Raw genomic sequence first — 26538 nt, forward strand, 5'->3', positions numbered from 1 at the left:
CTTGACCGGCCCAAGCCCTGTGAGAATTTCTCTTTCAGGCAAATAGCCATTGCGCACAACCTGCATGTGCCCTTTCTCATTTCTCAGCTCTGCGTAATGCTGGAGCAGGTCTTGCAATTCAGCCTCAACCGCATCAGCAATGAGTTGTCGGGCGCCGATACGTAACAGTTCGGTCAGCGGGTCTTCGACAAACTCTCCTGGCTTTTTCAGTGTGATAACTTTACTGTTGATCATGACGTATCCTTTTTTGTTGGAATTCTGTTTTGGCAAACTGATTCCAACAGGATACGTCATTTCTTTTTTAATTCTCCCTCAAACACCACTTTTGAGCATAACTCTTGGAATAACAGAACGAATAAATGCTCTGTTGCTCCAGAGGCGATGAAGCTAATCCCATCAAAGTTCCCTAGTTCCAGACCCCTCTCTCTTTTTGTAAAGCAAGTTATTTCTATTCCCTATTCCCCATTAACGTAATAATCTTATTGATAGGCAATCAGGCGCATGCATGATCTTTGTGGTTAGGACAGGCTGGGATGCCCTCTTTTCCCCTGTTCCATTTTATCTCCTACTACACAACCACCCAGTTTGGCGATCCAAACTTAATGTACGTTTTTATTTGTTGTATCATAACGAATAGTTGATCTTCTGAAGTCTATCCCGAGGTCTTTTATGAATTTCATCTCCCGTTACCCCGTGCGTTTCGTGGTCCCGTGTCTGCTTATATCTCTTGCTTTGGTCGGGATTGCAGCCAGTTACTTGTTTTCTAACGGTATTTTTTCACGTTTGATCGAGAAACAGGCTATCCACTTTGTTACCGAGACTATGGGGCGGAATCAGAACCGCCTGAATTCTGCCTTGCGAAACAAGGATATGGAGCGGCTTCAGATGAATATTGATCTTCTGACTCAAGGTGATCCTAGCCATAGGGCCGCCATAGTATTGAACGAAAAACTCAAGATTATAAGCGCATCGAATCCAGCCTGGTTAGGCCAGGCTTTTGCTGAGGCAGGAATATCTGGTGAAGGGAAAGCATTGCTAGAAGGCGTCTCTCGGAAGAAGGAACAGTTGTCGACTGTCGTTGTTAGCAAAGATTCGGAAACACTTCTCGCTATATCCCCATTGATAATTGACGAAGCCGCGGCCATGAGGGCACTACTCTACTATGAGTACGACATGAATGTTCTCAAACAGGTCGGGAAACAGGCATTGCGTTGGAATATTATTGTATCATTTTTAACACTTACCTCAATCGCATTGGCAGTCTGGCTCTATCTACATTTCGGCATTTTCCAACGTATGTTGCTGATTGCAAAGACTATGGAACAATTTGGCAAAGGAGATAATACTGCCCGTTCCGCGCTTGCTGGAAATGACGAACTGGCAACGCTTTCTGCCTCGTTGGACGAGATGTTGATGCAACGTGTGGCCGAGGAAAAACTGATTCGAGAGAATGAGAGGATGTTAAAGTTGCTGACCGATGGGCTGCCTGTACTCATTGCCTATGTTGACAAGGAGGGGTGTTATCGTCTGGTCAACAAAGAGTTCGAAAACTGGTTTTATCTACAACCAGAACAGATTATCGGCAAGAAGATTCATGAATTACTCGGTGACAATGCATATAGCGAGATCGCCGATTATATCAATCAAGCCCTGCTTGGTAAAGTGGTGGACTATGAAGCATCTATCCCAATAATCAATGATGGAATGCGCCTATTCCGCGCCACTCTTCTTCCTCATTTTGAAAACAGTTGCGGAGTGCAGGGCTGTTTTCTGCTGGCCCAAGACATCACTCAACAAAGATCGGATCAGGATAAAATTAAGGAAGCAAAAGTACTTTGGGAACGGACCTTTGACTCCATCTTAGAAGAAATTATTACGGTGCATGACAAGGATTTCCGAATTATTCAAGCCAATAGTGCTGCTGCTCTTTTCTTTAACACTACAAAGGAAGCTCTCATTGGTCGCTATTGCTATGAGCTGTTTAACGACAACAATATTCCTTGCTTTGGGTGCCAGGCCCAAGCAGCCCTTCAAGATGGTAAGACCCACAGTATCGAACTTCATAATGCGAAATTGAAAAAAGACTTCCTGGTCACCATTTCGCCTATTACTAGTGAGCAGGGAGACTTCTTCGGCATCGTCCACTCCGCCAAGGATATCACTATTTTCAAGCAGTTAGAGGATCAGCTTCGCCAGGCCCAAAAAATGGAGGCCATTGGTACCCTGGCTAGCGGTATCGCTCATGATTTCAACAATATCCTCTCCCCAATTATTGGTTACAGTGAATTAGTGGCCGATCGACTACCTGAGAATAGTGAAGAACTTGAGATGGTGCAGAGTATCCACACCGCGGGCATTCGAGCAACGGAGCTGGTCAGGCAGATCCTCACTTTCAGCCGCCAGTCTGATCAGAAGCGACAACCGCTGCAGATCCACCTGATTGTTAAGGAGGCTCTCAAACTACTGCGTTCCTCGATCCCAACGACCATTTCCATACATCAGCATGTGCCTGATTGTGGCCTGGTCATGGCAGATCCAACTCAGGTCCACCAGATAATTATGAACCTCTGTACCAATGCCTATCATGCCATGCGCGAGACTGGTGGCAAGTTAAACGTCAGCCTGGAGGTTGTTGAGTTAACGGCTCAGGATTACCTGGATAGCTTGGATGTGCAACCGGGTCCGCATGTAAAACTACGTGTGTGCGACACAGGCTGCGGCATGTCCAGAGATATAGTGAAACGGATTTTTGAACCCTACTTTACCACCAAGAAGCAAGGCGAGGGTACAGGGCTGGGGCTATCTGTGGTGCATGGCATTGTCAAGAGCCATAGGGGTCATATCACCGTCTATAGCGAACAGGGTAAGGGAACAGAATTTCATGTCTACCTGCCCCAGGTGCAGAGCAGTGATCAGATCATACACACGGCAAAGGCTGGAGTCATACCGCAAGGGCAAGGTACCGTTCTGGTCGTGGATGATGAACCAGTTCTTGGTGAGATGTTGAAGAAAATGCTGGAAAATATTGGGTACGAAGTTTTGCTCTGTTCGAGCAGTACTGAGGCATTGAAGAATTTCACGCAGCAGAGAACTCGGATTGCCCTTGTACTCACCGACATGAACATGCCGGTGATGAATGGGGTGGAGTTGGCCCGGAAAATTAAACAACTTAGTCCGGCCATGCCTGTGGTTCTCTGCACTGGATTCAGTGAGATTATAGATGAAGGAAAGGCCAGACGGATGGGAATTGATGGCTATATGACAAAACCGGTCATTCAGCGTCAGCTTGCCCAGACTCTTCACGATATTTTAGAGAAAAAGGGTGGCAGTTAGTCCGCAGTGTGAATTGAGGGAAGAGCTTTAGATGCATGCAGGTAAAGCCTAATCTTAGATATCCGTTTGATTTTCGACCTTATCACTGTCGGGATACTAAAAGTGGTAGGCATCCAAATCTTCGATATAGCCATATCGAAGATTGAAATATCCTGCAAACACTTTATTTTGAAAATGATTATTGAGTATACATAGGTCTGGTGAGGCATTTTGCACTATTGCACAACAGTATCGTTCAGTGGCAGATTGAGGTTTCAATTGCCTATAGGAAGGAGATGGCGAGCCTTACAAGTTGAAACTATTCCTGATATGGTGGGATCGGCCAACAACTTATAATTGCGCCATAATGGAGCAACTCTAAGGAAGAGCTTACCAAACAAGGTCTAAGGAATGCTAGTAGCCATGTCCTCTATCATTATCACCTGATGTTCTGTAAGAGTTCATAGAGTCTACAGTCAGAGACTGCATTTTTGCTGTTAGGAATTTAAAAAAGCGAAACCTCGCGGATTCATAAGTGACCTTTAATTTTCAACAACCAGCTCGGTTGCAATTCAGTCTGTTCGTTTGTCATGGACAAGGACTAGGATAATCTCAACATGCTCGACCCCACCATTGAGCACTACTTGCTCAAAAACGGTCCTGCCGAGATACATAGTTGTTATCGTCTCGCTCGCTCCAATAATGAAGACGGCTTCTATTTACTGTTCGGAATTCCCTTTATACCCCTTTAGGCCTTCATCCCTTTAACTTTTCAACCGTTCAATTCCTCCCAGGCCCTGACGCATTCAATGTGTAGTCCTTTATTGTCATGCCCTCAACTTGACCTTCATCATACAACCGTGCAATACTTGAGAGTACCTTGAATATTTCATGACTGTAGAATTTTCATCCAAAGGTAGACCCTTTGAAGACAACCGTTGCTGTTCTCATTTTTGCTGTTCTTCAGATCCTGATCACCAGCCCAGCCCTGGCAAAAGATCTCGATAAAGTCGTTCTTCAGCTACGCTGGGATCACCAGTTCCAATTCGCAGGGTATTACTGCGCTCTCTGGCAAGGCTATTATCAGGAGCAGGGCATCGACGTTGAGATCCGATCGGCAATCAAAGACAACACCATCCTATCGGCGGTTGACGAGGTTGTTTCCGGGCGGGCTGATTTCGGTATTGGCGCAGCAGATATCCTGATTGCCAGGGATAAAGGCAAGCCTTTAGTCGTGTTAGCATCAATTTTCCAGCACAGCGCAGCAGCCTTTTTCGCACTGCCTGATACCCAGTTGAGTTCCCCTGCGGACTTCACCAGACTGAAGGTCGCCCGGCAGGTAGACAGCCTGGTTGATGTAGAATTCCAGGCTCTCCTCAAAGCAGAAGGTATCGATCCTGCCAGCATCAAGCCCTATCCCCACCAACCGGGCCTGCAGCATCTCCTGGAAGGCAAGGTTGATGTCATCCCCGGTTACACCATATCCCTGCCGATCACCGCTGAGCTCAACAATATCTCGCTCAAAAGCCTGCGACCTCGCGAATACGGTATCGACTTTTATGGCGACAGCCTGTTCTCCACTGAACCGACTATCAAGAACAACCTGGAGATGGTTGAGCGTTTTGTGGCAGCAACCCTCAAGGGCTGGACGTATGCCTTAAACAATGTAGAGGAAGTAGCCGGCAAAATCACAAGAGACCTTGTTCGCGGTGCTCCCCAGGAGAAACTTCACGAGTTCAATCTGCTGCAGGCAAAAGGCGTCAGTCAACTCATTCACTATCCGGAAGTACGTATTGGCAACATCAATCCAGACCGCTGGCAGAAAATGCATGACTTTCTGACCACAATAGGAATGTTCCATAACGCCCTCGATATCAAAAAATTCATCTTTAACCCGATCTCAAGACGCCTCGAACAGGAGAAAAAATTCGAACAACGCCTCTTCCTGATCCTGGCAGCAATAGTGATCCTCGCCATGCTCGCTTTCACCTGGCTCTTCATGCTGCGCAAAATCCTCGCCAGGAGAACAACTGAACTCACAAGAACACAGGAAGAGCTGGCACGGCAAAAGAATATTCTCAGCTTTCTCTACAACCGTACACCAGTCATGCACCATTCGATCAACAACAAAGGAAAGCTGGTCTATGTCAGTGATTACTGGCTGGAGGTGATGGGATATGAACGAGATGAGGTCATTGGCACCCGCTCAACAGATTATCTTACTGAGGAATCCAGGAAATACGCACTCGCTGAGGTAGTCCCCATGTTTTTCCAAAAAGGCGAGGTTCGAAACATACGCTACCAGTTTGTCAAAAAGAACGGCGATATCTTTGATTCGCTCATGAATGCTGTTCTAGTCGAGAACAACCAAATACCCTCCGTCAGCTCACTGGCCGCAATCATTGACGTGACCGATCTGAGAAAGGCGGAAAAAGCGCTTCTGCTCAGTGAAGAAAGGTTTACCCTGGCCATGAATTTCGTCCAGGACGGACTCTATGACTGGAATCTGGAAACCAACGAAATCTACTATTCGCCAAGCTGGAAAAAGATGCTCGGCTATGAGGAACATGAACTGCCCAACGATTTTTCCGTCTGGGAGAAACTCACCGATCCGGAAGATGTGCAGAAATCCTGGCTGATGCTCGACGATCTGCTCAACCATAGACGCGAGCAGTTCATCCTAGAATTCAAAATGCGACACAAGAACGGCCACTGGGTCGACATCCTCTCCCGCGCCAAAGTCGTTTTCAATGAGGAGGGTAAAGGGATCAGGGTTGTCGGAACCCATATCGATATCAGCGACCGAAAAAGAGCAGAGCAGGAACTTCTACAGGCAAAAGGACGGGCTGAGCAATATCTGCAGCTGGCTGGAGTCATGTTTATCGGTCTTGATCTGGACGGTAAGGTCTTTCTTGCCAATCAAAAAGCCTGTGAAATCCTTGAATGCCAGCTCGATGAAATCATTGGTATCGACTGGTTCAGCACATTCATTCCCGAACAGGAGAGAAAAGACACCGCAGTTGTTTTTAATCAGATTATCAGCGGCTCTCCAGTCAACGAGAAATATTATGAAAATCACGTGATTTCAAAAAACGGTGCGAGAAAGCTCATCGCCTGGAACAATACACTGCTGACCGATGATAATGGCGCGATAACCGGCGCGCTCAGCTCCGGGTCGGATATCACCGAGCTGCATACAACCCTGACCGAACTCGCACAGCAACGTCAAATCCTCAATCTTCTCATCGACTCCATGCCGGTCCTTATCACCTTCTATGATCCGCAAGCGCAGTCATTTCGAGTGAATGAGGAATTTCACAAAGTGGTGGGCTGGTCCAACGAAGACCTGCCGCACATAGACCTGCTGGCAGAATGTTACCCCAACCCGGAAGATCGCGCAAAAGCTCAGGAATACATGGCAAGCGGATCAACAGGATGGCAGGAGTTCACCATCACCACCCGCTATGGTCACACCATCGACTCGAACTGGTCCAATGTACTCCTTGAGGACGGCACCCAGGTCTACATCGGCATAGACATTACCCAGAAGAAAAATACCGAGGAAATACTGCGCCAAGGCCTGAAAATGGAAGCGCTCGGTACCCTGGCCGGAGGTATCGCCCATGACTTCAACAATCTTCTCACAGCAATTCTTGGATTTAGTCGCCTGTTGAAAGAGCGCGTAGAGCCCGGCAGCGAAAATGAGGAAGATATCAACGAAATCATTACGGCCGGCAACCGAGCAGCGGGCCTTGTCTCCCAGATCCTTGCCTACTGCCGCAAAAAGGAACTTCATCGCGCCTCCATTAACCTCGATCTGGCCATAAGAGAATGTTTGAAACTCCTGCGAGCGACAATCCCGACAACCATCAATATCGACTTTCAGAGTAGTGCCGATGGCAAAAATGTGCTGGCAGACCGTACCCAGATCAACCAGCTGCTGATGAATCTCTGCACCAACGCCGCCCACGCCCTTGAGCATCATGGCGACACTATCACCATCAGACTGGCGGCGATCGCCATCACCAGGTACGACCGGTTATCCCCCCCCTCCCTCGCGCCAGGTAATTATCTGCTGCTTTCCATCAGCGACAATGGCTGCGGGATTCGCCCTGAACATCTCGAACGCATCTTTGATCCTTATTTCACGACAAAGGATATTGATAAAGGCTCCGGCATGGGCCTTGCCGTGGTATCAGGCATTGTCAAAGCACATCATGGAGAAATAACCGTTACCAGTGAGCTCGGCAGAGGAACAACAATATCGATTTACCTCCCCGAACATGAAAGGGCGCCGGAAGACCCGATTGCCGTCCCACAGAATCTGCCGGGAGGCCAGGAACGGATACTTGTGGTGGATGACGAACCGCAATTGACATCACTTATATCACGAAGCCTGTCAAATCGAGGTTATGTCGTGACAACCTGCTCCGACAGCGTTGAGGCCCTCGTGTTGTATCGGGAAGACCCATACGCCTTTGACCTCATATTGACCGACCAGACAATGCCGAACTTGAGCGGCGATATGTTGACCAGGAACATTCTTGAGATCAACCCGTCAGCCCGCGTCATCCTCTATTCGGGCTACAGCTCAAGCATCGACTCCGATTCAGCGAGTGATACCGGAGCATCGGCCTATCTTGCTAAACCGTTCACGACAGAAGAGCTCATTGCAACAATTCGCAAGGCACTCGAGAGCAGAGGGGTTGCAGAATAAGACCATGCCCAGGCCACCGGTACGTTTCGAGCCATGACCGCACTCGCCGATAACCGGGATTTCGCAAAAGATGGTTGCCGACAATATATTTGACAAGTTGAAAGCACCTGACCTATCATCTAGTTATGGCAAAAGTTTTTACTTTTTGAGAGATGGAGCAAGAACAAATGTCACAAAACAAAGGCTTTGCCACTCATGCAATCACTGGAAAGCCTATCAGCGTGCTACTGGTTGAAGACACTGCAGCTGCCCGCGAGCTGATTCTGGATATTTTTGACGATTCCACCACCGGCAATTTCAGTCTGACCGTCAAAATTCGGGTAAAAGATGCGCAGCTTTTTCTTCAGCAGAATCATGTCGACCTGATCATTCTTGACCTTGGCCTGCCTGACAGCAACGGCCTGGAAACATTGACGTCGATTTCCACTGTCGCAGATGCCACTCCCATTATCGTGCTCACCGGTAACGACGACAAAGATCTCGGCAGAAAAGCAATAGCCCTCGGAGCCCAGGATTTCATTGTCAAAGGTTTTGGGGCGGAATCACTCTTGCCGCGCATTGCCTACTACACCATCGAACGGCACAAAGCACACCACCAGGCGGTTCAGGCAGAGCTGTTTCTGCGAGCCTCCATCGATTCCCTGCCAAGCCGCATCGCCATTGTCAACGACTGTGGCACCACACTCTTTCTCAACCGGGCCTGGACGAAGACGAGCAATAACCCGACAGAGAAGCTAGCAGAAGTTCATGAAGGCGCAGATTATTTCACGACCTGTCTTCCTCATGTCTGCAGTGATCTGGCAACAGTTGAGCGGTTACGACAGATGGCGCATGATGTCCTTGAAAAGAAAACCACGTTCATCGAGACCGAATATCAGCATACCAGCGCAAACTCGGTAAAATGGTACCAGGTGAGGATGACCCCTCTTCTCAATACAATGCAGAACAGCGTCGTCATCAGCCACGAGGACATCTCGGCGCGCAAGCGCATCGCCATCGATCTGTTCCGTAGCAGGGAATATCTGCGCGTCATCTTCGATACCACCCCAAATCTGGTCTTTGTCAAGGATGACCAGGGGCGCTACATCATGGTTAACAAGGCAATGGGATCGATGTATGGACTCAAACCAAACGAAATAGTTGGCAAAACAGATGCAGAGCTCTTTCAAGAAAAACATATGGTTGAAGACGAATGCCAAAACTTCAATCAGGATGACTTAAAGGTCCTCACCACCAATAAACCTCTCACGATCGAAGAGGAACCCTGGACCAGTCACCTTGGAAAAAAGCACTGGTTTCGCACCTCGAAGATGCCGATCCAGTTCCCGGATTGTCCGCCTTACGTTCTGGGTATTTCAACAGATATTAGTGAGCAACGGGAAAACCAGGATAAAATCAGGAGTTCCGAACTGCTGCTCCGTACCATCCTCGACGCCCTCCAATACCGAATTCTGCTTCTCGACACCGAAATGCAGGTTATTTGGGCCAACAGTGCCGCCAAGGAAAATGCTCACGAAATAGTTTCCAGCATCATGGGACAAAGCTGCCGGGATATCTGTAACACGGACAAACATTGCCGTATATGTCCGGCTGAGCAGGCCCTTAGGACTGGCGAGATGCATTTTTCAGAAGTCAAGGCTGATAACGGGACAACAACCCTGGAGATCACGACGATCCCGATTAAAAATAACGACGGTGAGGTAACAAGTATCGTCTATATAGCCGAAGATATCAGCCAGCAGCTCAGCGTTGAACAACAATTGCGCCAGGCACAAAAGATGGAATCGCTGGGTGTTCTCGCTGGCGGTATCGCTCATGATTTCAATAATGTCCTGACCGCAGTTCTTGGCTTTACCGAACTGGCCTTGTATAAGACAAAAGATAACGACAGCCTTACCGGCGACCTCAAAGAAGTTTACCAGGCGAGCATCAGAGCCCGGGATCTGGTGAATCAGATCCTGACCTTCAGCAGACGGATCGACAAACAGTTCCAGCCGCTCGACATCTCCCTAATCGTCAAGGAGGCGATGAAACTGTTGCGCTCGACACTTCCGACTTCCATTCACATGGATTTCCATCTAGAAAAAGACCTTGACCTCACACTGGCAGATCCAACCCATATTCACCAGATTATCATGAATCTCTGCACCAATGCAGCACATGCCATGCAAAGAGACGGCGGTAGGCTTTCAGTTTCCTTGCGCTCTCGACTTCTCCAGACCGAAGAGAAGAACCATTACCATAACCTGCAACCAGGAAAGTATATTGAGTTGAGCGTCACAGACACCGGCCATGGCATCGCCGAAGACACTCTGCCCTACATCTTTGACCCCTACTTTACCACTAAGGGCCTTGGGGAAGGGACCGGTCTCGGACTAGCGGTCGTGCACGGTATCGTCAAAGAATGTGGCGGCGACATTCATGTTGTATCAAAAATCGGAGAAGGCACGACCTTCACCCTGCTCTTCCCGGTGGTGGAACAGCATGAACAACCTGCAGTTCTGCCGCAAACAGAGAGGTCCATATCAAATGGCGCCGGCTACAGTATCCTGGTCGTTGATGACGAACCCGCCATTGTCAAACTCTGCAGGCGCATGCTCGAAGCAAAAGGTTTCACAGTGCTATCCGAGACTGACCCTCGAGCCGCACTTACCCGCATCAGCGATGCATCAGTGCGGATCGATCTGCTGTTAAGCGATCTGACCATGCCACATATGACAGGTGACAAGCTCGCCCAGGCAGTTCACGAAATAGCACCGACCATGCCGGTCATCCTGATGAGCGGCAACAAAGCCAAAGCAGACGACTTCACAGGAAGACAATTACCTGTCCAATTTATCGACAAACCATTAAACAACCAGGAATTGTATGACCTGATAGACCAGATGCTCGCAATTTCATAACCTAACGGTTGTTGTTGAAAAACACATCTCTCCTGGACCAAACCTCTTCAATCAGCAGGAACATGATGAGCCACTCTATTCTCATAGTTGATGACGAACCCGCAATCCGCGGCCTGTTGAAGTCCATACTTATCGAAGCCGGCTACTCGGTCCACGATGTTGATTGTGTTGCCGAAGCGAAAAAAATCCTCACTTCTCACAACTTCGATTTGATTGCCACAGACCTGAACATGCCTGGCGAAAGTGGGCTTGACCTGATCGAGCATCTACACAGGCAACAACTCGACATTGCAGTGGTCATGGTCACCATCATGGATAACCCGATCGAAGCCTCGAAAATCCTTGAGGCGGGGATTTATGGCTACATTGTCAAACCGTTTAGCAGAAACCTGGTGTTGATTACCATTGCGAATGCTCTGCGTCGCCATCAGCTTGAAATGCAGAACAAGGCTTCGCGCCAGAATCTGCAAACAAAGCTGACGACCATCACCGAAAATGTGCATGTCGGCCTCTTGCTGCTGGATACCGAGCTCAAGGTGATTGAAGCGAACACCAAGGTCGGCAGTTGGTTCGGCACCATCCCGCAAGATGGATTCTTTCTCGACAATAACTGCCTGCACAGTGAGATCGACAGCCCATGCAGCGTGTCTATTCACAAGGTACTGACTGAAGGAACACCGCTCCAGTACAAGGCCCGATATGAGACCGCCAACGGTCAACGCGATTTTCAACTGTCGATATTGCCGGCCATCGGTGATAGCCTGGCAAGCAGTAGCGCCGTACTTATGCTGGAAGACCAGACAGAGCATTTGACAATGGAACGAGAGTTCCGCCAAGCCCAGAAACTGGAGGCAATCGGTCAACTCGCAGCCGGCATTGCCCATGAGATCAACACACCGGTGCAATACATCGGTGATAATATTCGTTTTATCTCCGACGGATTAAAGGATCTGGAAAAGTTCTTTGAGGGTCTTCAGAATCTGCAGGAAACCTGCGGAAAAAGTGCGGAAATGACCGAGTGCAGCCAACGCATGACCGCCCTCGCGGACGAGGCAGACCTCGATTACCTGCGGGAGGAGCTGCCGCAAACAATCGCTCAGAGCATGGAAGGTGTCGCGAGAATCACCTCCATCATAAAAGCCATGAAGGAGTTCTCTCATCCTGGAACCTCAGAGAAAGTCGCGACCGATATCAATCATTGCCTGGAAAGCACCATTACTGTTTCGCGCAATGAGTGGAAGTACGTTGCCGACCTGGAGACCGAACTCGCATCTGACCTGCCGCCCGTCCCCTGCCTCACCGGAGAATTGAATCAGGTTTTTCTCAATCTGATCATCAACGCAGCGCACGCTATCAACGCCCGGGTGCAACAAGGACATTACAGCAAGGGCACGATCAGGGTAACAACCCGTCCCGCCGAAGAAGGTGTGGAGATACTCATTGGCGATAACGGTGGAGGCATCCCCGCTGAAATACAGCATCGGATTTTCGATCCTTTTTTCACGACTAAAGGGGTTGGCAAAGGCACAGGTCAAGGACTGAGTATTGCCCGTAATATTGTCATCGAGAAACACGGTGGAAAACTCTCTTTCAACACCAGTGCTGGGGAAGGGACCACGTTTGCCATCTTTCTGCCTCTCGCACCTGTCTGAAAGGAAAGAACAACAGTGCATTCGAAAACAATTTCACGGCAATGTTGTGATGAAATAAAAAGGAGAGGATGATGCGAGGCCACACTTTCTTCTTCATTTTGCTGCTCGCACTGCTTTTGACAACCTCTGCTTGCGACCAACAAGAGTTACCTCCAGCTCGGGTGTCTGTGAAAGTCCAACTGAAGTGGGTTCACCAGGCCCAGTTTGTCGGATTCTATATAGCATTGGACGAAGGCTATTATGACGAAGAGAACCTTGACGTAACACTCTTTGAGGGTGGTCCCGCAATCGATCAGGCTGTAGCGCTCCACAGCGGGACCGTGGATTTTGCCGTGTTGCCCGCTGAAGCATTGCTGATCAAAAATTCGACTCTCCCGAAAATGGTGGCTATCAGCGCCTTGTACCAGCTCAATCCCACGGTATTTGTTGCCAAGTCAGATTCTGGAATCATCAACCCGAAAGACCTAACAGGAAAGATTGTCGCTGTAGGGAAAATGGAAGAAGGCGGCTTTCTTGAAGGTATCATCCAATTCAAAGCTATGCTGAAAAATACCGGGGTAGCCTTTGACTCGATTATCCAAGCAGATTATGACCCTCAATATGGAGCGTTTATAAACGGAGCCGTGGATGTCACGCCCGCGTACATGACTGGTGGTGTTATCAAACTCCAGAATCAGGGCTTGAACCTCAATCTCCTCTGGCCTGGAGATTACGGAGTCAATGCCTATGGCGATACCCTGGCAACAACAGACACCTATATTGCCGCGCATCCCGATATTGTCCTCCGTTTTCTGAGAGCTACCCTTAAAGGCTGGCAAAAGGCCATCGAAAACCAGACACTGGCTTTAGCCACCACCATGAAATATGCCAAGATACAGGATACGAAATTACAGGAAGCCATGCTGGACATTCAGGCACCGCTTGTTTCCACAGGGGACACACCCATTGGCTGGATGAAACAATCGGTCTGGCAAAATATGGGGGAACTCTATAAAGATTCCGGAAATGAAGAGAGGTCAGCAGAATCGGGCACGTTTTATACCTTAAATTTTCTTGAAACAATTTACGGGCCCCAAAAATAATGAGATTACGAGACAAAGTCATCCTCACCTGCTTACTGACCGCCCTTCTTTCTGTGCTGGCTATTAGCGCACTCAGCCTGATGATCAGCGGCGACTTTGTGCGGAAAGAGGGGGCTGCAGACCTGACAGCAGTCAACTCAAGAAGAGCGAACCAGATACTCCAGTGGACCAGCAACACATCAAGGCAACTTGAAGTGCTCGGCCAAATGCCAATCATTCATGAAAAACTCTCCTTTGAATTAGAGCAGGCCGGAAGCGAAAATCGTGCCGTCATAACGGAACTTCTAGAAACCATTGTCGAAAAGCATCTCCGTCCAGCTCTTATCCTTGGCACCTTTTCAGAACTCTTCCTGCTTGAAGTTCCAAGCGGTAAAATTCTTGCCTCTACAGACCCGAAACAGATAGGAAAAATGCAGGGCAGTCGCGAATACTTTATCAAAGGGCAACTGGGAACTCATATACAAAATATCTTTTACTCCATGAGCATCCGTCAGCCCACCATGGTAGTCAGCCTTCCCATTGGCGGCAATAATGCGCTGCCCAATGCAGTGCTTGCCGGCAGACTGAATCTCTCGGCTCTCTCCGACATTCTCCGCGAATGGAGGGGGCTATGGCAGACGGAAGACAGTTATCTGGTCAACAATCAGCATATCTTTATTACCGAACCCCGTTACGGGAAGAATTTCATGCTCCGAAAAACAGTATACACTGAAGGAGTCAACCGGGCTTTAAACAGGCAGAACGGCATCAGCTGGTATAAAGACTATCGAGGAAAAGAAGTTATCGGCGCCTATCAGTATCTTGATGATCGGGAATTAGCACTCATCACAGAGGTAGATGGTGATGACTACCTGGCAGCAATCAATAAACTAAAACATAGTCTGTATCTCTCAGCGATTCTCATCGCCACCTTATCCCTTGTCATCGGCTGGCTGGTCGCAAAAACCATCGTAACCCCTCTTACCTCACTTGCTGCCGCTATCGACCGTATAAGTAGCAGTAACCTCAAGCTGGAATTCGAACCTCAGGGTGCAGGTAAGGAACTTATCACCATCGTCAACGCCTTCAGAAAAATGATTCAGGGGTTGCAAACAACGCTTGTTTCCCGCGATCAGCTTCAGAAAGAAGTTGAACAACGGAAAATTGCTGAGAGCGATCTTCTCGTTGCCCTCGACCAGGTAAAGCGTTCCAACGCAGAACTCGAACAGTTTGCCTATGTCGCCTCCCATGACCTGCAGGAGCCTCTGCGCATGGTAGCAAGTTACAACCAATTACTTGCCCAACGTTACGGCCCTCAGCTTGATGAAAAAGCACAAAAATACATCCATTATGCTGTGGACGGCGCAAATCGGATGCAGACACTCATTCAAGATCTCCTGACTTTTTCTAGAGTATCGACCAAAGGCGCAGAGTTTGGACCTGTTGATTTCCAGGAAGTGGTTTCGACAGCCATACTCAATCTTGAAATGCTCATTGAAGAATCAGGTGCCCAGATAACCGTGCAAAACCTCCCCACCGTTTCAGGCGATGGTGGCCAGCTTACGCAGCTGATGCAAAACCTGATCGCCAACAGCATCAAGTTTCGCAGTGAGGCGATACCCACCGTTCACATTGAGGCACAGCGCCAACAAGAGGAGTACATTTTCTCTATTCGAGACAACGGCATTGGTATCGATAAAAAATACAGTGATAAAATTTTCGTTGTTTTTCAAAGGCTGCATACCCGCGAAGAATACCCGGGTACAGGTATTGGCCTGGCTGTGTGTAAACGTATCGTCGAGCGTCACGGTGGCAGCATCTGGTTCGACTCGGCACCGGGCCAAGGTACAACCTTTTCTTTCACCCTGAAGCGTCATGCTGCAGCATGATATTGAGTCTTTTTGTGAGGATAAATATGAAACTCATTGAAATACTACTGGTCGAAGACAACCCAGGTGATGTTGACCTGGCCCGTGAAGCATTAGAAAGCAACAAGATCAGAAACAATCTCCATGTTGCCAGAGATGGAGAGGAAGCAATGGCCTTTTTAAAAAAAGAAGGGCAGTATGCCGCAGCCCCACGACCTGACCTGGTAATACTTGATCTCAACCTGCCCAAGAAGGATGGTAGGGAAGTGCTGGCTGAAATGAAGAGTGATACGTTGCTCAAGTCTATTCCCGTCGTTATTCTCACCTCCTCCAAGGCCGAGGAGGATATTGTCCGGAGTTACAATCTCCACGCCAACTGTTATATCTCAAAACCTCTCAACTTTCATAGCTTTGTTCAAGTTGTGGAATCGATAAAGAACTTCTGGCTGACCATCGTTGAGTTACCCAAAGAACAATAAACACAACCCGCTGCTGACAACATTGCGGAAAGATCTATGAACGAACAAACACCCCCGGATGCAACACAGGAAGAAAACGCCTGGAACTATACCCTGCCTGACTTGGTTAGTCTTGAGCTCTTGCAGAGAATCCAGGACAGTTTCGCCATCGCGAATCAGGTTGCTTCCACCATCACGGATGTTAACGGCAACCCGATTACCAGGTTCAGCAACCACTCTGGCGTATGCAAAATTGTAAGAAACTCCGAGAAAGGGTTAGCCAACTGTATCAGATCAGCAGAGGCATTGGGACAACAGGCTGCAGAAACACAGAAACCATTTTATAAGAAATGCCTGAGCTGCGGTTTCGCCGATGCCGCTGCCCCGATCATTGTCGATGGCCACCATATCGCCAATTGGCTTATCGGTCAGTATTATATAGGGGATGTAGATGATAAGCGTATCATCGAATATGCTGCGGAAATTGATGTTGATCCTGATAGCATGCTCCTCGCCTTCCAGGAAATGCCGCGTCTCAGTCGAGAACGGTTCGAAAAAATTCTCGATTTTTTGTGGCTCATGGCTAATGAGATCTCCCGGATGGGATATCTGAATTTGAAGCTGAAGCAGCAAGCAGAAGAGCTGGAGATCACGCGGCAGCAACTCATGCAGCAAAAATCTGACCTTGAGTTAGCGGTGGCAGACAGAACCCAGGAGCTCCAGGACGTCAACCTGACCCTGCGACAGGAACTGGTGCAAAAAGACAGAATTCAACAGCAGCAAAACAGATTGCTTACAGCCATCGAAAAGTTGGGCGAGGCGATCGCCATCACCGATGTCGACGGCAATATTATCTATATCAACCCGGCATTTACCGATATAACAGGCTATTCGACTGAAGAAGTGATAGGACAAAACCCACGCATTCTCAAAAGCGGCAGACATTCTAACAGTTTTTACAGAGAATTTTGGCAAACTGTTATTTCAAAAGGTACATGGTCTGGACGCTTTATCAACAAACGCAAGGACGGAACCATCTATACTGAAGAAAGCACGGTCTCAGCGGTCCGGGATGAGAACAGCAAGGTCATAAGTTATGTTGCAATAAAACGCGATATCAGTAAAGAGCTGGAACTCGAGAGGCAACTGCTTCAGGCCGTGAAGCTGGAATCGATTGGCACAATGGCCGCGGGTATTGCCCACGAAATCAACACTCCGGTGCAGTATATCGGCTCCAATCTCGAATTTTTGCAAGATGCCTTCGCTGATCTTCAAGAATTCGTCACGTATATCGAACAGCAGCAACCCCCGTCAGGTACCCCGGAAATCAGCAACAAACTCGAAGAAATAGACTGGGAGTATCTCAATGAAGAAATTCCCAAGACATTTGAACAATCCAAAGAAGGAATACACCAGATAAGCTCCATCGTTCTGGCGATGAAGGAATTTGCCCACCCTGGCACTCGGGCCATGGCTCCGGCCGACTTGAACAAAATTCTCCAATCAGTGATGACTGTATCCCGAAATGAATGGAAATATGTGGCAACCATTGCCACCGATTTTCAAGATAGACTTCGAGACGTCCCATGTCTTGCCGATGAGATTAGCCACGTTCTTTTGAATATCATCGTCAACGCCGCCCAGGCAATCGCCGAACAGCAGCAAGGAAACGCCAACGCCCCAAAAGGGCAGATCACCATCACTACCAGAGCGGAAGGCGATTCGGCAGTTATCATTATTGCCGACAACGGGCCGGGCATATCGGCTGAGATTTTGGATAAGATTTTCGACCCGTTCTTCACCACAAAAAGTGTCGGGAAAGGCACCGGCCAGGGGTTGGCCATCGCCTATGATACGGTTGTCAACAAGCATGGCGGCACCATCAACTGCACATCTGCTGAAGGCTTAGGAGCAGAATTCAGGATAACACTCCCATTCGAAACATTTCAGGCAAATGGCTCCGAAACGCCATCACCATGACTGCGTAAATTCGCCAATTATTCTGTTAGGGATACATAGAATTCCTCCGCGACTTTCAGCCAGTCGCGAACCCCATCCAGCATCCCCAACTCTGCAAGATACGCTTCATTAAGGACGGGTGGTGCACCTGTTGCAGTTTCCGGACAGGAGAGATAATAGGCGTAGTCGGCAACATGAACGACTAAGGCTGGCCCAAAGCCAGCCACAGGACATTTCTCTAAATTGTTGTGGAAAGCCACAGCCTCGATGATGTTACTGGCAAACCCCCATAGCCCGATGAGATACGCCCCAACATGGCCATGAGTCGTCTGCAAAACTTTCTGCTCGCAATTAACCAGAATCACATTTTCTTTCACGGTTTCCGACAACACTTCCTCATACTGCTGCTGGCATTGGGTGACCAGCAGCAGCTTGCCGATATCGTGCAGCATCCCGGCAATAAAGCATTGTTCTATCAATTCATTATCATCGGTACAGTTTCTGGCTATACGTTTTGAGCAGTTGGCAACAGCCATACTGTGGTTGTAGAGAGTATCAAGCGACAACAATGACGATTTGACATGAAGTTCAGAGAAAATCTGGGCGCCGAGAACCAGCACTTTAATTGTATCTATTCCAAGCAATTTTACGGCTCTGGCTGTACTGTCAACCTTCTGAAACAGACCGAAAAATGATGAGTTTACCAGCTGCAGCACCTTGGCGGTCATGGCAATATCCTGTTCAATGATCTTGCCCACGTCCTCCGCGGAAACCTCGGCATCCCTTAAGGCGTTATTCAATTCGGCATAGATGGACGGCAAACTCGGCAGATTGCCGATGCCGGAAATAACTGCCCGGAGCTGATCATTGGCCATGAGGTTGTACAGCGTCGCTGCGCGCTTTAAGACATCTTTCAACGCCTCAGGTTCACACGGCTTGGCGAGAAACTGATGCACCACGCTGACCGTATTGACGATTGACTCGTCATCGGCCTGCCCGCTCAGCATAATCCTAATGGTTCGTGGAAAACGCTGCTGGACTTCCGTTAAGAACTGCAACCCGCTCATTACCGGCATTCGCATATCGGAGACGACGATAGAAATGGGTTGAATTTCCATCAACGCCAGAGCTTCCACACCACCAACAGCGAAAAAAAACTCAAAGTCGTGGCGCATAGGCCGGAGCATCCGCTTAATGCCATCCAGTATATTCTTTTCATCATCGACGAACAGTACGTTATTCATCATAGGTGAACTCCAGTATCTGCAGTTATTACATCACATGGTACGATACGCATCACACCATTTTGGTATCTGGTCTACGCAGTACGGTTCATACGCACCATAATCGGTTCTTTCACCCCAACTTTTCGCGAGAAATTCACTAACCCCTGGAGCACTGGCCAGGTAAGCTCCTGACCCCTGGGGGCCAGTAATGTGCCGTTTTTTGCAATAATCTCCTTTTCTACAACCATCCCCACCGCCAGATCCTGCACCCTGAGACTCAGTACCTCCTGACTGGTATCGTCATATCGTACCTTCTTGATTCGTTTGACCACCCTGGGGTTATAGAGTTCCTGCTGGTGACTCATGTCACGGATCACCTCTTCATGACTTTTCCCCCGAAACATCAGCATATCGTAGGCAAAAGCCGCTTTCAGAATCTGTGCGGCCAGGCTCAGTTCATCCTCATCTTCTATGTATTCAGATCGTTCGGCATAGACGGAATAGTCTTTGAACTGATGTTCGATAATAAAAGCAACATTCTCCATTCGCGGGATATGCTCAAGCAGGCTCGCGGCAATCTTCGGATGGTTACGGTACATTTCTTCCTCTTCAGCTGACAGCTCGACACCTGAATATATTTTACTGAGCAGCTCGTCGGGCAGCGTAACGCATCCGACCTGCGATAGCAGCACTGCAATATCCATCTGCCATAACGAACTCAGACCAAGTGAGCGGGCAATATCCATGGCCATCGCCCGTACCCGGCTGACACTGCTGAAGGCGGTCGGTTTAGCAAAGCTGAGCAGCTCAGACAGCACCTTTACCGTGCCGTTCAAGGTCTCATCAAGCAGCTGTTTCTCAGCCGTGATGAGACGATGCTGGCGAACGGCCAGGGCTATTGATGTCGTCAACAGTGCCACGGGACACGGCTTGGTCAGAAACCGGAATATCTGACCCTGATTGACCGCTTCCGTCGCCGTCTCCTGATCGGCATTGCCGGTCAACATCATACGGACCGTATCAGGATAGAGAGCTTTCATCTCTTTCAGCAACTGGATGCCATCCATCTCAGGCATTCGCATGTCGGAAACGACCACGGCAAACGGGCCTTCGGTCTTCATCTTTTCCAAGGCTTCCCGGCCGCTCAAAGCAGTTACAATATCGTATCTTTTTCGAAGTTGACGTCGCATCGAGTCCAGCACATTCACTTCGTCGTCGACAAATAATATTTTTATTTCCTTTTCCATATTCATTGCTGATGAAATTCAAAATTATGCCACGTCATGTAACGGCGAAGCCCACACGTACAAGGGTATACCATCACTGGTTAATCCCCTTTTTGGTGCCTTGCCGCAATGCTTCCCGCACCTTACGGGCCAGCTCATCCTTCGCAAATGGTTTGGCAAGAAAAACAACACCACGTTCCAGCACACCGTGACGCGCAATCACGTTTGCGGTGTAACCGGACATATACATGCAGCATAGCGAGGGAATGAGCTCTTGCATCCGACGTGCCAACTCTCGACCGTTCATTTCCGGCATGACCACATCAGTAATAAGGAGATCAACCTCTTCTTTATGACGGGCGGCAATCTCCAAAGCCTCAAAAGGAGTTTTAGCCGTAACGACCCGATAGCCCAATTCTTCAAGCATACGTCTGGCAACAACCAGGATTACCGGTTCATCCTCCACCACCAGTACCCGCTCGCCATGGCCCCGCCATTCGGTAACCTGCTCGACCAGATCTTCGCGTATCACCTCTTCCCCAGCATCAAGTCGCGGCAGATAAATCCTGAACGTGGTCCCTACCCCAGGTTCGCTGTAGACGTTAACAAAACCATTGTTCTGTTTCACGATACCGAAAAGAGTGGCCAGTCCCAGGCCAGTACCCTTGCCGATTCCCTTGGTGGTGTAAAACGGTTCGAATATTTTGGCAAGCTGCTCACGATCCATCCCCTGCCCATTATCGCTGACCACCAGCCGGACATACTCGCCGGAAACAGCGCCCGGGTGGTCGGCACAATATTCTTCAGTCAAGACGACATTCCCGGTCTCAATGGTAATCTTACCAACCTCTGCAATTGCATCACGGGCGTTGATACAGAGATTTGCCAGAATCTGATCAAGCTGAACAGGGTCCAATTTGATCGGCCAGAGTCCTTCACCGGGTAACCAGACCATATCAATATCTTCACCGAGGAGGCGGCCCAGCATCTTCAACATGTCACCAATTGCCTTGTTGCAGTCGAGTATAATGGGCGCGATGGTCTGCTGCCTGGCAAAGGCCAGCAACTGCTTGGTAATGTCCGCTGATCTGTTCGCGGCCGTCAAAATCTCCGTCAGCTCTTCATGCAGGGGATCAGCAGGCTGGACTCTCGACAAAGCCATGCCGGCAAAACCGATAATCACCGCCAGCATATTGTTGAAATCGTGGGCTACTCCGCCTGCCAGCCGTCCGACGGCCTCCATCTTCTGGGCCTGCTGCATCTGTTGCGAAAGATGCAGTTCCTCGGTAATATCACGCTTTACCGCAACGTAATTCGTCACTTGCCCTTTAGTATCTATGATTGGCGATATCGTGGCATCTTCCGTAAAAAGGGTACCGTCTTTTTTTCTGTTCACCAGGCGACCGCTCCAGGTCTGACCCGATGAGATCGTTTGCCACATCTCCTTGTAAAAGTCCTGATCCTGTTTGCCGCTTTTCAAGATTCGGGGAGCCTTGCCAAGAATCTCCTCGCGGCTATAACCTGTTATTTTCTCAAATGCAGGATTCACATACTGCACAATGCCGCCAGCATTGGTAATCACAATTGTTTCAGCCGTTTGCTCAACTGCAAGCAGCAGCCGTTGCAACTCGTTTTCGGCAGTTTTTCGTTTAGTGATATCGAGAATCAACCCTTCGAGAGCCTTACCTTTCCCCCCTTCGTTGTCAACAACCCTCCCCTGTTCCCATACCCACTTCAGTTCGTTCTCTTTGGTTTTTATACGATACACGAGCACAAACGGACGATCTTCCTGTAGAGCTGTAACCACCCCATCTCGAACGAGGCCCCTGTCTTCTGGGTGGATTATTTCGTTATAGGAGACTACTGCATTATCTACCAGCTCTTCTGCAGCATACCCGGTCAAACCACGACACCCCTTGCTGACAAATTCCATGGTCCAATGGGCGTCATTGCGGCAATGGTAGGCCATTCCCGGTAGATTGCCCAGAAGGGTGAAAAGTCGTCGCTCACTTTCTATTAGCTCTTGTTCGACACGTCTCTGATGAACTATTTCCCATGTCACATCAGCAACATAGGAGACAATATCAATATCTTTTTCAGTATAAAGGTCGGCTTTGTTGCCTACCCCCATGATGGCAACGATTTTTCCATCACGCATGACGGGGACGACCAGCTCCCGCATCACAGGAGCATGCCCTTCCGGCAACCCGCGTTTATGGGGCAGCGCTTCGTAATCATTATGAACTACAGGTTTTCTCTCGCGGACACAATCAACCCATACTCCTGCCAGATCAACACTGTAATGCGCCCCTTTACCGGAGGCGTGACAGAACTCCCGCAGGGTGCGGGTGGACCATTGCTGCAAGATGAGTGTTTTCTGGTCATCGCCCATAAAATGATAAAAACCGATAGGGCTGTCGACCAACTCACCTATCAGATCAAGGGTCCGGGTGAGCAGCTGGTCGAGATCATGCCCGGTGGCATATTCGATGAGGGACAAGCGGATATCCATGAGCCGCTCAGTCAGACGCTCCTCACTCTGGTCACGGAACACCAATACGACCCCTGTCGGCACGCCATTTTCTCCAACAATGGGGGCGCCGCTGTCAGCAATAGGAATCTTTTTACCGTCCCGGCTGATAAGAAGGGTGTGATTCGCCAGACCGACAATACCACCATTGGTTAAAACCTTGGTCACCGGATCGTCGACCGGTTCCCTCGTCTTCTCACTGATAATGACAAAGATCTCCCTTAGCGGTTTACCGAACGCTTCCTGCTGCGACCAGCCGGTGAGACGTTCCGCCACAGGATTCAGCAGCTCGACCCTGCCATTCGCATCAGTGGCAATAACTGCATCACCAATCGATTTCAAGGTCACCGCCTGTTTTTCCGCACCGGCTCGCAATTCATTCTCAGCGAGATAGAGTTGACGGAAATGCTCTTTGCGGGTTCGTTGGGTTATCACGAGAAAAATCACAAACAATAGTCCGAAAACAATTAACACAAATCCGATCATGAAAATGACCCGAATTCGCCATTCGGCAAATGCTTCTTTTTCGTCAATTTTCGCGATCATCACCCAAGGTGAATTGACAATGGGTACAAGGGCTGCGACAACAGCGACGCCACGATAGTCCTGGCCACGTACTATCCCGGTTTTGCCAAGAATGGCCATTACCGCTGGGATATCTTTCCTCTCAGTTGAAAAGTGCAGTTTCAGGGCGGTATTTTTCTGATGCCGGAGTTCATTGAGGAAAAGCGCGCCGTCTCCTTCCCGCCGGATCAAAAGAGTTTCCGCCGTTTCACTCGGCACCGGCCATGAGGCAATCAAGGGGAAGAGAACCCGCTGAACATCAATATCCATGACCACCGCGGCAACAGCCTGATTTTTTGTCCCCGCACCGGTAAACAGCGGTGCCACAACGCTCATTACCGGGGAGATCCCATCATCTGCCAGATGTAGGTCCGAAAAAACCGAACTGCGGGTCCGCACCGCTTCGACTATTGCCGCAACATCCGTCTCGTGCAGATCAACCCCTTCTTGTTCCGTGGCGAAAAGAAGTCGACCGTCGGGTGCTGTCAGCACAATATGATCAAACCCCTCAATTTTCTGAATTTCTCTGAATCGTCGGAGTGTGTCTTCCATAGATTCTAGATTACCATCGTGGAGATAGTGCTCCACATCAGCGACAAGAGAATCCCGACCCATCAGCAACACACCGTTCACCAGCCTTTCCCGTCGCCATTCAGCTATCTGGTCCGATTTTGTTGTGGCAATAGCCATAAGTACATTTTCAACCTGCTGCTCATAGCTCTTTTCCTGTGCCTGATAATACCAATACGTTACCGACACGAGCAGCACTGCCAGTAAAATAAACAAAAAGCCTGAAGTTCCAGGCTTGATCATATTTCTGTATCTTCCCATACCCGCTTTCGAATATGTTGACTACGAGAGAACTCGCTATCTGCCCAAACAGGTGGATGTGCCCAGCAAAACGTACGCCACATAAACAGACTCCATGTAACACTATATCGCGTTGTTTTTATAAAATACCAGTAAAACAAATGATCAAGGTTGGAAGTCGGGAAGCATTAATGCCTCTCCAGGTAAATGTCGACGGGAGAAAATAGCCCTTACCGAATGTGACTAAAAAACCCTCTAGCAAAGGCTAAAGGAAGTATCAGAAAATTCAGCCTTAGTGGGTCATTGGGATCGGTCCTGATAAAATTTGCCAAATTTTTTATCAAGTCCAGTGACATGTTCGGTTACCCATTGGCTCAACTCATCCTGAATGCTATTCATGAGTTCCAAGGTTAGACCTGAGTCTTTTAATGAATCCTGCAATTGGGCAAAACGCCGGCCGAAATAGACATGCGCCTTCTGCTGCTCCTCAAGACCGGGGTACCCCGACTCACGCATATACTTTTCTTCCAGCTGAAAGTGCCTGGTCTTATACTGATCTAATGCTTCCAGAGTTCTCGCGACATCGCTACCACGCAAACCAGAATGTAAAGCCTCGGTCAATTCCTGAATCAGTTCAAAAAGCCGCTTATGTTGAGCATCAATTGCCGCAATGCCGATGCGATACTCGTTTGACCATTTCATACAATATACCAGTTAAAGTTTATGTACCTGTTCCAAGCAACTCCTCTTTATTAATAGAATAATTGTAGCAGAATTCATGTACAAGCCTCCAGTAATTTCACAACCAAAGCAATTCAGGCTTTCGATGAGGGATGTCAACCTCCTGAATATATAGGTGGCAGACCAGAATGACACGAACTTAGAGCATTCGGGTCTGTACCTGCGTTTCATGTCCCGGTATTTCGCTATCTCTGTACCTCACCCCACCGGGTTTGACTCGGCTCTGAAAAAGATGGATAATCAACATAGATGAAATTGAACAACTTGGAACAATATTGTGACGTGCTGGAGTACCAGTATGGCTGGCCGCTCCTGATGATGTATGTGTCGAATAATCACCGGTCATAATAAGACAAGAAGACTTGGAGAATGGGGAGGCTGGCATGCAGTCGCATTTACGGGTGCAGCAGGGTAAATCCTTCAAAAAAAATGCCTGGGAGGCCGTCAGTGAGCTGGCGGTTCAGATTGATCAGCCGGATACCCAGGTGTGTCTGGTGTTTTTCTCCGACGAATACGATCCCCATCAACTCGGGCGAGCCTTGCAGGAGCATCTCCCGGGGCCCGTAATTGGCTGCACGACAGCTGGCCAACTTTCAGGCACCGGGTTCCAGCGCGGTGGCATCTCAGGAGTATCCCTGGCAGGCAGCAAGCTTACCGCCAGACCCTACCTTATCTTCCCGCTCTCCTCTCAGTCAGAACAGGTGATTGCTATTGCAGAGGATGTCCAGCGCCTGATCAATGAGTCCGGTTCGCCAGCTTTTGGTTTTCTGCTGGTTGACGGCCTGTCGATGAAAGAAGAGCCGCTGATCTCGGCTCTCTATATGGCACTTGGTAATGTGCCGATTGTCGGAGGCTCGGCAGGCGACAACCTCAAGTTCCGGCAGACCTCCGTCTACTATGATGGAAAATTGCTGCAGAATGCCGCGGTTTTCACCCTGTTTTTGACTACCTTGCCATTTTACATCTTCAAGCATCAGCATTTTCAGCCAACTACCACCAGGCTGGTGGTTACCGAGGCAGATCCTGAGAAGCGACTGGTCAAGGAAATCAATGGCGAACCGGCAGCAAAAGCCTATGCAGAGCTGATCGGCACAACAGTTGATCAGCTCAATGCAACAGTGTTTTCAAGGAATCCGGTGATGCTTCGTATCGAAAACGATTATTTTGTCAGATCGATTTCCAACATCGAACCGGACGGTAGCCTGAGGTTCTTCTGTGCCATAGATGTCGGCCGGGTGCTGACCATTGGCCGGGGGAATTCCGCCATCAAGTCGCTCAACAACGACCTGACGAAGCTTAGTGAGGCTTTGGGGGAGCCGGCTATCATTTTAGGTTGTGACTGCATTCTCAGGCGGCTTGAAATGGAAGAGCAAGGTATAGATGACGACATAGGCAGGATGCTTGCGGAAAACAAGGTGGTGGGATTCAGCACTTACGGCGAGCAAATTAATTCCGTGCATGTCAACCAGACATTTACCGGAGTTGCTATCTCCGGGAAAAGCAGGTGTTGA

13 protein-coding genes and 1 pseudogene are annotated in these 26538 nt (G+C 49.0%); 9 read left to right on the top strand and 5 right to left on the bottom strand.

The genetic code is table 11. The features are described 5' to 3' along the window. Nucleotides 1-234: pseudogene (locus BUF15_RS23830) on the bottom strand (IS256 family transposase); the annotation flags it as partial. A gap of 651 nt (nucleotides 235-885) precedes the next feature. Between BUF15_RS23830 and BUF15_RS23835 the strand changes: the two are divergent. The 8 genes from BUF15_RS23835 to BUF15_RS23870 all read left to right on the top strand — a co-directional run bounded on the left by BUF15_RS23835 (nucleotide 886) and on the right by BUF15_RS23870 (nucleotide 17951). Further along, nucleotides 886-3333 (top strand): hybrid sensor histidine kinase/response regulator, encoded by a 2448-nt coding sequence (locus tag BUF15_RS23835; protein WP_159441371.1) that lies wholly within the window; start codon nucleotides 886-888, stop codon nucleotides 3331-3333. Nucleotides 3334-4237: 904 nt separating this feature from the next. Next, entirely contained in the window at nucleotides 4238-8029 is a 3792-nt protein-coding gene (locus BUF15_RS23840; protein ID WP_073616526.1) for a PAS domain S-box protein, read from the top strand. Nucleotides 8030-8196: 167 nt separating this feature from the next. Continuing rightward, complete coding sequence (locus tag BUF15_RS23845) at nucleotides 8197-10932, top strand: response regulator (protein ID WP_073616528.1); 2736 nt, start codon at nucleotides 8197-8199, stop codon at nucleotides 10930-10932. 62 nt (nucleotides 10933-10994) lie between these two features. Then, a complete protein-coding gene (locus tag BUF15_RS23850) occupies nucleotides 10995-12584 on the top strand; it encodes a hybrid sensor histidine kinase/response regulator (protein ID WP_084554506.1) in 1590 nt (529 codons plus the stop codon). Nucleotides 12585-12751: 167 nt separating this feature from the next. Continuing rightward, nucleotides 12752-13666: an ABC transporter substrate-binding protein gene (locus BUF15_RS23855; RefSeq protein ID WP_159441372.1), complete on the top strand. Its 915-nt coding sequence runs from the start codon at nucleotides 12752-12754 to the stop codon at nucleotides 13664-13666. Next, nucleotides 13666-15534 carry an ATP-binding protein gene (locus BUF15_RS23860; protein WP_073616534.1) on the top strand — a complete coding sequence of 623 codons (1869 nt, stop codon included), beginning with the start codon at nucleotides 13666-13668 and terminating at the stop codon, nucleotides 15532-15534. The genes BUF15_RS23855 and BUF15_RS23860 overlap by 1 nt, the downstream gene beginning before the upstream one ends. A 26-nt stretch (nucleotides 15535-15560) precedes the next feature. Further along, nucleotides 15561-15992, top strand: coding sequence for a response regulator (locus BUF15_RS23865; protein WP_084554512.1), 432 nt, complete (start codon nucleotides 15561-15563; stop codon nucleotides 15990-15992). A gap of 36 nt (nucleotides 15993-16028) precedes the next feature. Further along, nucleotides 16029-17951 carry a PocR ligand-binding domain-containing protein gene (locus BUF15_RS23870; RefSeq protein ID WP_073616538.1) on the top strand — a complete coding sequence of 641 codons (1923 nt, stop codon included), beginning with the start codon at nucleotides 16029-16031 and terminating at the stop codon, nucleotides 17949-17951. A 17-nt stretch (nucleotides 17952-17968) separates the two neighbouring features. Here BUF15_RS23870 and BUF15_RS23875 read toward each other — a convergent pair whose 3' ends face one another. The 4 genes from BUF15_RS23875 to BUF15_RS23890 form a co-directional block, all read right to left on the bottom strand. Further along, nucleotides 17969-19177 carry a response regulator gene (locus BUF15_RS23875; RefSeq protein ID WP_073616540.1) on the bottom strand — a complete coding sequence of 403 codons (1209 nt, stop codon included), beginning with the start codon at nucleotides 19175-19177 and terminating at the stop codon, nucleotides 17969-17971. Nucleotides 19178-19248: 71 nt separating this feature from the next. After that, entirely contained in the window at nucleotides 19249-20403 is a 1155-nt protein-coding gene (locus tag BUF15_RS23880; protein WP_073616542.1) for an HD domain-containing phosphohydrolase, read from the bottom strand. 73 nt (nucleotides 20404-20476) lie between these two features. After that, nucleotides 20477-24289, bottom strand: a complete 3813-nt coding sequence (locus BUF15_RS23885; RefSeq protein WP_073616544.1) for a PAS domain S-box protein — start codon at nucleotides 24287-24289, stop codon at nucleotides 20477-20479. A 297-nt stretch (nucleotides 24290-24586) separates the two neighbouring features. After that, nucleotides 24587-24988 carry a bacteriohemerythrin gene (locus tag BUF15_RS23890; RefSeq protein ID WP_073616546.1) on the bottom strand — a complete coding sequence of 134 codons (402 nt, stop codon included), beginning with the start codon at nucleotides 24986-24988 and terminating at the stop codon, nucleotides 24587-24589. 422 nt (nucleotides 24989-25410) lie between these two features. On the opposite strand from BUF15_RS23890, the gene BUF15_RS23895 reads away from it, so the two are divergent. Next, a complete protein-coding gene (locus tag BUF15_RS23895; protein ID WP_073616548.1) occupies nucleotides 25411-26538 on the top strand; it encodes an FIST N-terminal domain-containing protein in 1128 nt (375 codons plus the stop codon).

The sequence above is a fragment of the Desulfopila aestuarii DSM 18488 genome, from assembly GCF_900143695.1.
Lineage (GTDB): Bacteria > Desulfobacterota > Desulfobulbia > Desulfobulbales > Desulfocapsaceae > Desulfopila > Desulfopila aestuarii.